This is a genomic window from Bacillus changyiensis (genome assembly GCF_027706145.1).
Lineage (GTDB): Bacteria > Bacillota > Bacilli > Bacillales > Bacillaceae > Bacillus > Bacillus changyiensis.
Window position 1 is genome coordinate 850,551 of sequence record NZ_JAQFWW010000002.1, and the last position, 14,005, is coordinate 864,555.

The following is a 14,005-nucleotide window of genomic DNA, read 5'->3' on the forward strand; positions in this document are numbered from 1 at the left end:
CTACAAAAAGAAAGCGCTTTAATCAATAATGTTTCTTGGCAAATTTGTGTATTTTTTTTCAGTCCAACAATTCATTCCAAGAAAAAAGCCCCTTATGAGGGGTGGTATCCTTTTTGATTAAATTTGCTTTAATATCACAATGATTTCTGTTCCTTTTCCTAGTTCACTCTGAACCTTGATTTTACCTTTATGCAAATCGATGATTTTTTTTACAATTGACAAACCAAGGCCGCTCCCTCCGTAATGACGGTTTCTAGATTGATCAGCCTTATAGAATCGTTCAAAAATATGCATGAGAGTATCGTTATTCATGCCGATGCCGGTGTCATTTATGTTTATGGTCAGCTCGTTTTCAGCTGTTTTGGATGCACAAACTGTAATAGTTCCTGCTGTCGGAGTAAATTTAATACTATTATGAATCAGATTCGTCCATACTTGATCGAGTAGATCCTCATCTGCAGTGATATTTAATTTTTCAAGAGAAATATCCATTTGGATACCTTTCTCTGCCCATTGTGGTTCATTGGCCAGAATAATTCGGCGAATCTGATGATCCAAACGATAGTCTTTTAGTTCTAGGGTCAGATGATCAGCCTCTAAAGAAGTAAGTTTCAATAGGTTTTCACTTAATTTTGACAGCCTGATACTTTCCTTTTCAATAATTTGCAGATAATGTTTACGTTCCTCAGGGGTTAAGTCATCACTCTTTAGCGCATGGGCAAATCCGCTGATTGACGTCAGTGGAGATTGAATTTCATGCGAAACATTTGAAATAAATTGTTGTCGCATTTCCTCCATTTCTCCCAGTCTACTAGCCATATGGTTAATGCTCTCAATAATCTTATAATATGGATGGTTATCTCGGCCTCGTAATTGACTTCGATAATAAGAAAGATCAATATTAAAATTTCCTTCAGCCATCATCTTCATCGCATCAATCATCGGATGTAAGAATTTATCTTGTTGTGCTTTGACCCAGTCGATTCTTGTCATCAGATACATACAACATCCAAAAAAGAAAAATCCCAAGACTGAATTGATTAATTGTCTAGCAATTTCATGGGGACTATATTGGATAGCATGATAAATCGCCAATGTTAACCAATAGGCGCTTGACCAGCATAAAAGTAATGAGAGCGTCACAGCTAGAAAACCTAAGATTCGTTTCAGAAATTTAGGTAGCTTCAATGTTGCACCTCCAAGCGGTAGCCTAACCCTCGAATGGTTATAATTTTAAATGGACAGTTGTCCTGAGAAAACCGCTGTCGTAATCGTTTAATGTGGACATCAATGGTTCGTTCATCCCCTTCATAATCAAATCCCCAAATATCTTCAATAAGTTGTTCTCTTGAAAAGGTTTTTTGCTGATGTGTTGCAAGCTTAAACAACAGTTCAAACTCTTTAAGAGGTAAGGTCATCTCATGGTTTCCAATACAAACTTTATAGGTAGCATGATCAATGACAATATTGCCGATTTGAATTCGATTAGAAACGATAATTTGATAGCGTTTCAAGAGTGCTTTTACCCGAGCTACCAGTTCAGGTGGAGCAAACGGTTTAACCATATAGTCATCCGCTCCTAGACCAAATCCTTTTACTTTTTGAGCCGTTTCCCCTTTTGCCGTCAACATTAAGATGGGCAATGTATCGGAATAATAAGTTCGGACTTCTTGACAGAATGCCCAACCGTCCATGTTCGGCATCATGATATCAAGAATAATCAAATCGATTTTCTCTGAGTCTATTATAGATAGAGCCGCTCTTCCATCTACTGCCTCTACAATAGATAAACCTTCTTTCGACAGAATCACATGAATTAATTGTCTAATGTGTAAGTCATCATCTACAATTAATATTTTTGCCATATTGTTCATTCCTTTTTAAAAAATAAAGAAAATCACCAGTAACCGTTCGATTCCCATGGTGATTTTTATTTTACACGATTAAGCCTTTTTCATATAAGCGCGAACTGTAATCGGAGCAAAGATAGCCACAATCAGAACGGCTCCGATCAGAGTGATGGCAATATCCCACCCAATCGTGCCGGAATTGGTCAGCTCTCTGACGGCCGTGACAAGGTGTGAAATAGGATTTATTTTGACAAACCATTGAAGCCAATCAGGCATCGTATCTGCCGGCACAAAAGCATTCGAGAGAAATGTGAGTGGGAACAATATGATCATTGAGATTCCCTGTACACTTGAAGCAGTCCTTGAAATAACACCGAAAAAAGCAAAGATCCAACTCACAGCCCAAGAACAGAAAATCACAAGAAGACCAGCAATAACCACATGGCCTAGACCTCCTTCTGGTCGATAGCCCATCAGATATCCCATGGCAAATGTAAGTACTGTTGCAATTGTATATCTAATCGTATCAGCCAATAAAGCCCCTGCTAATGGAGCGATCCGGGCGATTGGTAATGACTTAAATCTGTCGAATACTCCCTTATCCATATCCTCTCGCAGTTGAACACCAGTAACAATTGAGGTTGTGATGACAGTTTGAACAAGAATACCAGGAATAATAACAGGCAAATAGTTTTGCACATTTCCAGAGATCGCCCCGCCAAAGATGTAGGTAAACATCAAGGTAAAGATGATGGGTTGAAATGTGACATCGAACAACTGCTCAGGTGTACGTCGTATCTTTAATAAACCCCGATAGGCCATCGTTAATGAATTTTTTACCACTTGACGAATGCTAGATCTATTTGATAATTGATTCTTGCCAATGTGTATATTAGAAACATTTTTCATAACAAACTCCTTTTCTTTTTTCTATTCATTTGCAGCCTTAGATACACCTTTCACACCGTGTCCAGTAATCGTTAAAAAGACCTCATCTAGGGTCGGTTTCTGAACACTTAACTCTGTTAATTCGATTTCTGCTGATCTTAGGGCAATTAACAAGTCGGTCACCCGGTTGGCATCTGCCAGAGGTGCCGTAATCTTTCCACCTTCAGCTGAAACGACTGACTGAATTTTTAGTACCTCTTCAACCAACTGTCTAGCGCGATGCATACTATTCGAATCTCGAATGCTTAAGTGTAGTGATGAAGTACCAACGGACTGTTTAAGTTCATCAACCGTCCCCTCTGCAACGACTCGACCGTGATCAATTACTGCGATTCGGTCAGCCAATTCATCAGCTTCTTGGAGATACTGAGTTGTTAATAATACAGTTGATCCTGTCGTAACCAACTTACGAATCGTCTCCCACATTTGATTTCGTGTTCGCGGATCTAGCCCGGTTGTTGGTTCATCCAAGAAAATAAGTGGAGGTTGAGCGATCAGACTCGCAGCAAGGTCCAGTCGACGTCGCATGCCCCCAGAAAAATGTTTCAATGGACGCTTGGCAGCTTCCGTTAAGCCGAACTCCTCCAGCAACTCCATCGCCTTTAACCGCGACTCTTTCTTCCCTAAACCTAACAGCCGGGAAAATATGATTAGATTTTCGAGAGCACTAAGTGATTCATCAACTGAAGCGTACTGACCTGTCACCCCAATCAACTGACGAACAATATGCGCTTCCTTGATAACATCGTATCCGAAAATACGCGCGCTTCCTGTATCCGGCCGCAATAATGTGGCCAGCATTCTAATCGTGGTTGTCTTCCCTGCCCCATTTGGACCCAGTACACCGTAAATTGTGCCGGCTTTCACTTTAAGATTGACCCCGTCAACCGCTCGATTATCTCCAAATGTTTTGACGAGTCCTTGAGCTTCAACCGCCCACTCGTTATTTTGTCCGATACTCATTGTGATCCTCCATTTCGCTCATATGTTCCTGATTCATTAGAAATTATAGATCACTTTTATGAACTGAATATGAACAACTAAATAAAAAATGAAAATAGAAAGTATGGAAAATTACGTATTAGATAATTTGTTATAGAACTTATTGCTTAATAACATGGGGTATGAAAAAGACGCGTGTGCGTGTCTTTGGCTTATATGGGTCTCTTGTGGATCATTGTTGGACTGCTAATTGACGGATCAAGTATTGTCTGTGGTTGTAATTTTCACTGATTTATACAGCTATCGTTATTAGACGAAAATGATGATTGTTTATCATCTATTTCTGGGTCATGAAGCTGTTGGTTTGCAAGTTGTTGGTAAGTATCATGATGTTTAACTAGCTCATGATGTGTACCGACACCCGTAATTGTTCCGCCCTCTAAAACCACAATTTGCTCTGAATTTACAACAGTTGATAAGCGATGTGCAATGACAAGTGTCGTTCTGCCTTTCATTAAATACTGAAGTGCCTTTTGGACAAGAAACTCTGAAGTGCTATCTAAGTTAGATGTGGCTTCATCTAGTAAAAGAATCTTCGGATTACGGATTAAAGCTCGAGCAATTGCAATTCGCTGCCTTTGTCCACCAGATAGTTTAATGCCACGCTCCCCAACTTCAGTATCTAGTCCTTTCGGAAACTGGGAAATAAATTCTGAAGCATTGGCAAGATCTACTGCTGTTTGAATTTCTTTCTCTAAAACTGCTTTTTCCATTCCGTAAATAATATTATCGCGAATTGTTCCTGACATCAGCGGACTTTCCTGAGATACATAACTAAACTTACTACGCCATGAACATAAACTGAAATCCTGAATACTGGTATCTCCCAGTAAAATTTCCCCGGAATTCGGGATATAAAATCTTTCTAGCAAAGCAAATAATGTCGTTTTCCCACTTCCACTTGGACCGACAAATGCCGTTGTTTTTCCATGAGGTATGGTCAAGTTCACTTGTTTTATGATCGGTTCACCATCTTTGTAACGGAAGGAAATATTTTTAAAATGAATATCCTGTGATGGGTTTTGAACAGTGAACTTATCATCAGGATGTTCTTTTTGAGTGGATAGAATGGTCTGAATACTTTCTGCTCCTCCCATCGCCTTCTGGAATGACGTAAAGAAGGAAGCCATTTGACTAAACGGAACCACAATCTGAAACATGTAAATCATAATGGCGACAAGAGACCCAGCAGATAAGGCGCCAGATGCTACGCCAACACCACCATAACCAATGAGTAGGACAAGGATGAGCATCATAATAAAGGACATGAAGGGTGTAATAACTGCAAGTATTCGCGCTTCTTGCAAACCATATTGAAATAAATGGTCGATCCGTGCATTTCCTTTCGTTTTTTCGGTTTTCTCGGCTAGAAAAGCTTTGACAAGGCGAATATCAGCCAACACCCTCCCTAAATTTGCAGAGAAGTTAGCCATCTCATCTTGGTTTAATTTTGAAATGTTATACATTTTTCGACCCAGCGGTGTGATAATGGCAATAGATAGAGGGACAGCAATGAGCATGATTAAGGTCATTTTCCAATCAATGAAAAGAAGAATAACAATGGAACCGATGATCGTAATGATCCCTGTAATAAAAGTAATTAAATGCTGAGTGATTAACGATTTGATCGTATTTGTATCCTGAGTAATCCGGCTCATCGTATCACCCGATTCATGCTGATCAAAATATGGTAGGGGCAAATGAAGAACTTGTCCCCAAAGCCTTTTTCTAATGGAGGCCACAATCGACTCTCCTATATAAGTCATGAAATAATATGAAAAACCTGATGAAACGGTCTGAACAATAAAAGCAAATACTAAAAGAAAAATCATTGATAGTTGTAAAGCTGATTGGGAAAGCTGATCAACTAATGATTTTGTAAATAGAGGGACAATTAATCCTGCCCCTGTCTCAAGCAAGCTAAGTATAACAGCCACAACAAATATTTTGACAGGTGGCTTTGATTCTTTAATTAAGAGCCAAAAAGTACGAATATGATCTACTTTAGGAAGGTTCTTTTGTTCCATCTGCATCGGTTAAACTCACTCCTTTCTTTTCTAAATAAAAGTTTAAAGCACGAGCTAGCCACTCCTCCTCTTCAGCTGAAAAAGGAGAATGGTAGTGGAATAACCATGCATCATCTTCTACGTCTTTTTCGGCAATCTCTTGGACAAAAGTAAGATCATCTCCTGTTAGATCTTTCACAATAGTCATCATTTCGTCAATGAGATTTTGAACCCGTTTATCCTCTGGATCAAGATTACATAATCTCTTTAATTCAATTGAAATTTCTACCCATTTTTTCTCTATTTCCAACTGCTTATTTTCAGGAATATCAAACATTTCTTCAACCAAATCCCCGTCTATGAAACCTTTTAGCCACTTCTTTTGTTCATGTTCCATTTGAATACTATGAATAAGGGTAATAAACACCGACGGTTCAATTTCCTGATGATCTTCTATAATATGGAGGGCATGATCCAATGCCTTGATCACACTTTCAATCTGTTGTTTCCTTTGATACATCACTTTTTTCTGAAAGGAAAGAGTATCCTTTAAGTCCCAAGTCTCTTCCTGAAAAAACCCTTTAATTTGCTCCAATGAATAACCCAAAAATTTTAATGTAAGAATTCTTTGTAAAGTAACGAAATCATGATTTGTATAATAACGTCTTCCCTTTTCTGAAACATATGATGGTTTTAATAATCCAATTTCATCATAATAATGCAGAGTTCGAATTGTTGTTGCTGTTTTCTTGGAAAACTCACCGATCGAATATTTATCTGCCATGCAAAGTCCCTCCATCTAAGATTCTATGACTATCATAAAACTTCACGTAACGTGAGAAGCAAGTGAAAAGTTTTGATTAGGTTGGAATAAGTAATATAGGAGACATTCGAAAAACGCAAAATTGTTAAGAGTTATAATTCAAGATTGCTATTCGTGAAAAGGCGTCCAACAGTAAACTTTACTACTGACGACAATGTTTTTTAATGGAAAAGGACCTTAACCGTCTTTCATAGGTTAAGGCCCTTGGGATTGGAAATCATCTGGAGCTGGCTAAAAAAATCCTTTTTCAACATAAATCAGGGGGAATTGCGAGACTTCTGCGGGAATAGCGAGCTAGGCAAGCAAATTTCCCGATTTTTCATTCATCCACACTACTTTCAGATCACCCCCGTTATTGAATTTTAAAGGATACGTTACTTATGCCTCTTCTTTTTTCTTATGATTAAAAAAATGATAAACACTGCTATACCTGCTATAAGCAGTATTGTATAAAAGATATAGATTGGATTTTTATTTATATCCTCTGGAATAAATTGATTTGCAAGGGGTCCGAGTGATATAAGCAATGCGATGATCACTGTAAACCAAGATTTTGTATAAAGTGCCGCAACAACAAATATTACAATACAAAAAACGATAATCAAGTTGTTTTGAAAAGGTGTCGCTATGTAAACGGTCTTAAAACCTTGCTTTTTATACCAAAGTAAAATGCCAACAAATAACCCAGTAACTAAAAAATTTGTTCCTATGGTCGTCAAAATCTTGCCCCATTTTGATTGAAGTTTAGGTAATACTTTGAATAACAGCAAACCAAAAATGGCTACTCCTATAATTCCTATCATAAATGCAAGCAATATCATACCTATAGATAATGAAAATTCTCCTTCGATTGCAGGTCCGATACTCATGTAGGCAGCCAATAAAAGCAGTATGATTGGTACTAATCCGAAAATTTCACGATAGTCTGTTTTCATTGATTCTCCGATACTCTTCATATATTGCTTAGGGTTTTCTCCTATTATATGTGTTACATCTTTTCCCTTTGACTCCGCTTCAAGTAAATGAACTTCAAGTTCCTCTGCAATTTCATTAATTTCTTTGTCATTTTTCCCTTTTGAAATTAAATATAGGCGAAGTTCTTCCAAAAACTGTTCTGACTTTTTAGAAAGCATATTTTTCACCTCTCCCTTCTGTTTAACACATTATCAACAGTTAAGCTTAACTGCTCCCACCGCTTGATAAATAACTTTAACTCTTGTTCTCCTTTTTCAGTTAATGAGTAATATTTTCTTTTAGGTCCAGCTGTTGATTTTCTTAACGTAGCACTAATTAATCCTTCCTTTTGCATTCGAAGTAATAAAGGATAAATGGTGCCTTCACTGAAAGAGTTAAAACCATAAGACTCCAGTCTAGTAGCTAATTCGTACCCATAGATTTCTCCATCTTTAATGATTGCTAAAAGGCAACCATCTAGTATTCCCTTTAACATTTGAGTATTATCTGCCATAGAATTTACTCCTTCCAATACCTTGTAATACAAGATATACGTTCATTATAATTTCTTATACCTTGTATTGCAAGGTATAAATTAAAAATAAAAGTGCCCGTTTGGCTCTCATCCTATTAAGTATATTAGTTTATTGGTTAAATTCAAAAAAACGATATTCTGTTTGTCCACTTGTGTTACTGTTCTGCTAACTTTATTGGATGGTAAAGAATTTGGATGTGATTGTACATGTTGCCTCCGCTACAAAAGGGACATCCTTTCATACTTAGAGATCGTTTAATCTTGAATGTTTCATTTTTAAATTCATTTCCATGAGCCCTGTGAAAGAGCTTGATTTTTAGATCATCTATGACGTAAGCTAAAGCGCGATAAACAAGCTCAATCCAGAATCACGGTTAAAAAGGGAGTATTGTTCTCCCTCTTTAACTTAATGTTTTACAAGTCATTTATTAGTAACATAGCTGAATTTTTCTATATTTGCTATGATACAATCATAGTTTGGTTTTTTAGAGAACCGTTTATAATCACCAACTACATAAAACTCTTTTTTAGCTCGCGTAACAGCTACATTGATTAGATTTGGCTTTGAACATGACCAGTTAGCTGCTCCATTGCTATTTTCGTCTGTACCGGTTACGAAATAAACAATATCTGCTTCTTTTCCTTGAAATGTGTGAACCGTACCGACAGAATTCTTCAACCAATTGTTTAATATTTCAGTAGGTATATTCATGTTTTTTAATCTTTCTTTTAGAACTTTTTTTAATCCATCTTTTACTGCGGTAAAAGGAGAAATAATATATATCTTGGGAGGACCTGAAGTTTCTTTCCATCGTTTCATAATATGGTCTGCCACCAAGTCTCCTTGCTCTTTAACAAATTGTCGGTTTGTAGCAGATCCTTTACAGACCCACTAGCCACTCTTGCCTTGTCCCTCTATCCCTAAAACCAGTGAGTGATTTACGATTATTCGATCTATTATTAATGTTGTAGTTGCTGGGTCGCCCAGGCATTCCCCTCTCTTTAAGGGCTTTGAATAATCGTCAGACCTCGTTGTAAAAAATACCCCTCTCAAGTATTACGACTAGCTATTCAACTGAATTCATTAACTCGAAGAAGTATTTTGGGTTCTGAGTCTGATAAAGATTGAACCATGCATGTAATGTTTCTGGGGCAAACACTTCTAGTACCTTCAATACATGCATTGTAAATTCTAACGGAGCTATACCTGAGGCAGTAACTAAATTCCCATCCGTTACTGCCGGCTCCATTTGGTAATATTTTTCTCCCGTATAATCAGGACAAACCATTTTCAAATAGTCTAGATTGTTGCTTGTATGCCTTCTTGCATCTAACAATCCCATCTTTGCAAGTCCTACTGTTGCACCACAAATCGCCGCAACAACAGCCCCTTCTTTTAACGATTTAGTAACTTTTTTCAATATAGGTTCATGAATCGCTTCCATCCAAGTATTTCCGCCCGGAAGAATGAAAACATCATCTCTTTCTAACATACAATCATCAATAGAAATACTAGGTCGTATTTTCAATCCTCCCATTGTAGTAACAGGATTGTTATCAACGCCTACTGTAACCACCTCTAGAGATGCTAACTCTTTTTTGAAATACCTTCCAGAGTTTAGTTCCGCAATTAAATAACCGATCTCCCAGTCTGACATCGTATCAAATACATAAAGATACACTTTTTTTGTATGCATAACACGCACTCCTTTTATCATTGATTAATCGCTATACCCTATTATAAAAAAACATGACTGACATCTTCCGTCAGTCATGTTTTTTAATCTTGATAATAATGAATTAACTCATACAGAACTTCAATCAATTTTTGCTTCAAACTGATTGGTTCAATAGCTTGAATAGATTTTCCATAAGGTAAAAGTAAATACGGTACATATGTATGGATCACTTCTTCTTCTAGTAGAAATATCACTTTATTTGAAGTCCGCTCTTTTAAATGATGCCCTAAAAACCAATGCTGACATAAGTTATTGAGCGCGCTTCTCCTACCACCAATAACTAAAGGTATAAGTCCTTGCTTATCTTCAATATTTGGAAGTAGGTTTTTCATAAAAAATTCACCTGCTGAGAAAGGTTTTGGCCGATTGAAGATCATTTCTGTTTGAATCATGCTAATCATTCGCTCCACTTTAAAGCTGCGGATTTCATTCCTTAAATGACAAAATGCAATAACATACCAATTATGATTCCAATAAATCATTCCATATGGATCTACAATCCTTCGCTTAGGTTGCTCTTCACGACTTGCAAGGTATTCAATTTCTACAGATGATTCATTAACTATAGCTTGCCCCAATTTCTTTAATATTGGTTCAACAGATGATTTTCCGAGTGGACTTATTATTTCAAGCCCTTCTAATTGCTGCTTGATCATTCTTTCCTGCTCTTGATTGGAATACATTTTTAGCTTCGATGTTGCTCTGTTTAATGCCTCCCCTAAAAAATATCCAGCTCCTTTTGCAAAACTAGCAGCATGAAGTAAAGCGGTTTGCTCATCAACATCAAAAAAAAGTGGACTTTCAATAAAATCATTTAACAAGGTATATCCCCCATTATGACCCGTATCAGATATAATTGGCACACCACTAGCTGAGAGTGCATCAATATAACGGTAAACAGTCCTTATATGAATCTCTAACTTTTCAGATATTTGTTTTGCAGTCACTTTCCTCCCTGAATTCAACATCCATAGAATCGCCATCATATTATCAATTTTAGCCATAATGTTTCACCTCGATCGCCGTAAATTCATGTTTAGGTTAAGATTATGAGTGCGTTTTATTTACAGTTTTGTTGTCTTCAATGAATCTATTAATAAGTCGATGAAGCAGGCACCCTTAAATAATGAACTGAATAGACTGAAGAAGAAAAGACATGAAGGGGTGTTTACTCGTTATGAATCCTAGATAATAAAGTTGCTCCTCTTTGTGGTTTAAGTGAACGTGCTACTGTTTAACCATCTTTTTCATTTCATAAAGGGATTCAGGGTTTATTTTTTCTTTATCTGTGTATTATCCTTCAAATGGTGCTTAAAAAGTAGATTTCTTTGCTCTTTTTCTATTATGCCTCATGCCTAGATTTAGAGCTTTGAATAGATCTTGTCGAGTTGAGAAACATTACTTCGAACGCGCTGTCCAATGTTCCACGGCTGTCTGCTGAAGGATGGAGAAATCGATGAACTCGCAGCAGCCATTCGCAAATCCACAGAAGGTAAACGAATCTTCAGCCCGGAACTCACCTTCGAAGTCATCCGCGAAACAAACCCGCTCACCGAACGCGAACAGGATATCCTGCGCCTAGCCGCTCTTGGTAAGACAACGAATTTGAACAAATTGATCAGTCGATTGATTCACCTGAATATTCTTTTAGTTGTTCCATACCGATTTTTATCGCTCTTGTCTCCGTATCAATCAGTGATAAACCTTGTGTGATTGGACTCCAATACTCATAGGCATACTCCTCATCCAGATTAAACCACATAAAGACTTCTGTTGTGTAAAGTCCATCATGTCTTTTAATAATTTCAACTTTATATTCTTTACTTGGTGATAAAATTTCTTTTATTACTTCCATTTTTTCACTTCCCCTAAAAAAATGAGCCCGATGATTCACAATTTTGATGATCTCTCTTATGATTGAAAGTGACCAAACTATCAATTAAAGAGAGAGATGCAAAGGATCAATATGGCTCATTTTATAATATCAAATTCATACCTGAGGAAGAAGAACTATAACAAAGACAAACCACTAAAAAATTCAAGCAGCACAGTATCTCCAGCACCATTCAGTGTCAAAGGAAGGATTTATGGTTATACGAGTATTCCTAATCATTTACAATGGCTTGGAGATGATCTTAAACGATGGGGAAAACAAAAACACATCTGCTGACCATCAATATATTTATTTTCCTCAATTATTTTTGTTAGATCTTCTTGAAAGAATGCCAACAATCGCCTTGCTTCATTTATAAGCTTAAATTCAATCTATTTAGAAGTTCTCTTTCATTTTCAATTTGTTTATATTCCATTTGGCACTATTCCGGATTAACCCCCTAATTGGACAGTTCCTAACTTAAGCAATTATGAAAAAGCCAACCGATACTGGATCTGCCTATCATACCCGCACCTCCTGTATATTTGACTTTATCATACAAGAAAACACCTAAAACGCTTTTTAATAAAGTTTTAGTCAGTTTTTTGGCTTATCTAATAGAACTGAGTTATTTTTTAATACTATTGTAAAAAGAAGCATTGTTCTGTTACTTTTTAAAATTTAAAATAAAAGCCGTTTTGTCCCGCACTTATCAAGTATAATGAACCATATCCAGATAATGCATATCATAATGATTGGAGAGGAATTCTATACATATGACGAAAAAACAAAAAACGAGGTTTAAAAATGAGTAAAAGAAGTTTTGCGGACTATCATGTAAGCGAAGAAATAAAAAGAGCACTAGCTTTGTTAAAATACGAATTTCCAACAGAAGTTCAAAGAGAAGTCATACCATTAGCAATGGAAAATCAAGATCTTGTCGTAAAAGCCCAAACAGGAAGTGGAAAGACTGCCTCCTTTGGTATTCCTGTTTCCGATATGATTGAATGGGAAGAAAAAAAACCACAGGCCTTAATTCTTACGCCAACTAGGGAGCTTGCAGTTCAAGTCCGCGAAGATATTACAAATATCGGAAGGTTTAAACGCATTAAAGCAGTGGCTGTTTATGGAAAAGAACCTTTTTCGAAACAAAAGGATGAATTGAAACAAAAAACTCATGTAGTCGTTGGTACCCCTGGACGAGTCATGGACCATATTGAACGAGAAACCTTAGTTTTGGATCAAATAAAGTATCTTATCATAGATGAGGCTGATGAGATGCTTAATAAAGGTTTCATCGATGAAGTGGAAGCGATCATCAAAGAGCTGCCTTCAAACCGAGTAACAATGGTTTTTTCTGCAACTCTGCCTAAAGATGTTGAAAATCTTTGCCATAAATATATGAAAGATCCTATTCAGATTGAGATTGAATCGACCAGGGTGACAGCCGATACCATTGAACATTCTTTAATTGAAGTGAGTGAAGAAGAAAAGATCACACTCCTTAAAGACGTCACGGTTGTAGAAAATCCAGACAGTTGCCTGATTTTCTGCCGAACCAAAGAACACGTTGATACTGTATATAGCGAACTAGATAAAGCTGGATATCCTTGTGAGAGACTCCATGGGGGTCTAGAACAAGAAGACCGGTTCTCTGTTATGGAAGGTTTCAAACTAGGGAACTTCCGCTATCTCGTAGCCACTGATGTAGCTGCCAGAGGTATTGATATTGATAATGTGACACTTGTCATCAACTTTGACGTTCCTATGGAAAAAGAGAGTTATGTACACCGAACCGGAAGAACAGGCCGTGCTGGAAAAAAAGGAAAGGCCATTACATTTTCGACACCTTTTGAAAGAAAATTCATTAAAGCCATTGAAAGATACATCGGCTTTGAGCTACCTGCTATAGAAGCTCCCAGCCATCTGGAAGTGGCTGGGCGAAAAGCTGCTTTCGAAGAAAAACTTAGCAGCAGGCGAATTGTAAGAAATAATAAAACAGCCCGAATCAATCAAGATATTATGAAACTCCATTTCAACGGTGGTAAAAAGAAGAAAATTCGTGCTGTAGATTTTGTTGGAACGATTGCAAAAATTCCTGAAGTCACAGCAGAGGATATCGGCATTATAACCATCCATGATCAAATGTCCTATGTCGATATTCTGAATGGCAAGGGCTCACTAGTTTTACAAGCCCTGGAGAATGCGACTATCAAAGGAAAGAAATTAAAAGTGAGCAAAGCCATTAAATAAAAAAGCACAAGCGCCTCGGCCC

At 37.1% G+C, this 14,005-nt stretch carries 14 protein-coding genes and 1 pseudogene; 3 read left to right on the plus strand and 12 right to left on the minus strand.

Features of this window, described 5'->3' with window-relative positions:
- Positions 1-117 precede the first annotated feature (117 nt).
- The 11 genes from PDT38_RS11380 to PDT38_RS11430 all read right to left on the minus strand — a co-directional run bounded on the left by PDT38_RS11380 (position 118) and on the right by PDT38_RS11430 (position 10,861).
- Positions 118-1,188 carry a sensor histidine kinase gene (locus PDT38_RS11380; RefSeq protein WP_270801556.1) on the minus strand — a complete coding sequence of 357 codons (1,071 nt, stop codon included), beginning with the start codon at positions 1,186-1,188 and terminating at the stop codon, positions 118-120.
- Positions 1,185-1,865 (minus strand): response regulator transcription factor, encoded by a 681-nt coding sequence (locus PDT38_RS11385; protein WP_270801558.1) that lies wholly within the window; start codon positions 1,863-1,865, stop codon positions 1,185-1,187. Before PDT38_RS11385 ends, PDT38_RS11380 begins: the two co-directional genes overlap by 4 nt.
- A gap of 78 nt (positions 1,866-1,943) precedes the next feature.
- Complete coding sequence (locus PDT38_RS11390) at positions 1,944-2,759, minus strand: ABC transporter permease (protein ID WP_270801560.1); 816 nt, start codon at positions 2,757-2,759, stop codon at positions 1,944-1,946.
- Between the two features lie 21 nt (positions 2,760-2,780).
- Positions 2,781-3,761: an ATP-binding cassette domain-containing protein gene (locus PDT38_RS11395; protein ID WP_270801562.1), complete on the minus strand. Its 981-nt coding sequence runs from the start codon at positions 3,759-3,761 to the stop codon at positions 2,781-2,783.
- Positions 3,762-4,024: 263 nt separating this feature from the next.
- On the minus strand, positions 4,025-5,827 hold the full coding sequence (locus tag PDT38_RS11400) for an ABC transporter ATP-binding protein (protein ID WP_270801753.1): 1,803 nt from the start codon (positions 5,825-5,827) through the stop codon (positions 4,025-4,027).
- A complete protein-coding gene (locus PDT38_RS11405; RefSeq protein WP_270801565.1) occupies positions 5,805-6,590 on the minus strand; it encodes a MerR family transcriptional regulator in 786 nt (261 codons plus the stop codon). Before PDT38_RS11405 ends, PDT38_RS11400 begins: the two co-directional genes overlap by 23 nt.
- Before the next feature lie 413 nt (positions 6,591-7,003).
- The gene (locus PDT38_RS11410) at positions 7,004-7,762 is read right to left on the minus strand and encodes a hypothetical protein (protein ID WP_270801755.1); all 759 of its coding nucleotides are present in this window, start codon (positions 7,760-7,762) and stop codon (positions 7,004-7,006) included.
- Positions 7,763-7,767: 5 nt separating this feature from the next.
- Complete coding sequence (locus tag PDT38_RS11415) at positions 7,768-8,097, minus strand: PadR family transcriptional regulator (RefSeq protein WP_270801567.1); 330 nt, start codon at positions 8,095-8,097, stop codon at positions 7,768-7,770.
- Positions 8,098-8,539: 442 nt separating this feature from the next.
- Complete coding sequence (locus PDT38_RS11420) at positions 8,540-8,953, minus strand: AAA domain-containing protein (RefSeq protein WP_270801568.1); 414 nt, start codon at positions 8,951-8,953, stop codon at positions 8,540-8,542.
- Positions 8,954-9,185: 232 nt separating this feature from the next.
- Positions 9,186-9,815, minus strand: a complete 630-nt coding sequence (locus tag PDT38_RS11425) for a type 1 glutamine amidotransferase family protein (protein WP_270801570.1) — start codon at positions 9,813-9,815, stop codon at positions 9,186-9,188.
- An 83-nt stretch (positions 9,816-9,898) separates the two neighbouring features.
- A complete protein-coding gene (locus tag PDT38_RS11430; RefSeq protein WP_270801573.1) occupies positions 9,899-10,861 on the minus strand; it encodes a helix-turn-helix transcriptional regulator in 963 nt (320 codons plus the stop codon).
- Between the two features lie 421 nt (positions 10,862-11,282).
- Here PDT38_RS11430 and PDT38_RS11435 point away from each other — a divergent pair.
- A pseudogene (locus PDT38_RS11435) lies at positions 11,283-11,459 on the plus strand (DNA-binding response regulator); the annotation flags it as partial.
- Between the two features lie 16 nt (positions 11,460-11,475).
- Here the strand turns inward: PDT38_RS11435 and PDT38_RS11440 are convergent.
- Positions 11,476-11,712 carry a hypothetical protein gene (locus tag PDT38_RS11440; RefSeq protein ID WP_270801574.1) on the minus strand — a complete coding sequence of 79 codons (237 nt, stop codon included), beginning with the start codon at positions 11,710-11,712 and terminating at the stop codon, positions 11,476-11,478.
- 232 nt (positions 11,713-11,944) lie between these two features.
- Between PDT38_RS11440 and PDT38_RS11445 the strand changes: the two genes are divergently transcribed.
- Positions 11,945-12,109, plus strand: coding sequence for a hypothetical protein (locus PDT38_RS11445; protein WP_270801575.1), 165 nt, complete (start codon positions 11,945-11,947; stop codon positions 12,107-12,109).
- Positions 12,110-12,537: 428 nt separating this feature from the next.
- On the plus strand, positions 12,538-13,983 hold the full coding sequence (locus tag PDT38_RS11450; RefSeq protein WP_270801576.1) for a DEAD/DEAH box helicase: 1,446 nt from the start codon (positions 12,538-12,540) through the stop codon (positions 13,981-13,983).
- Positions 13,984-14,005 lie beyond the last annotated feature (22 nt).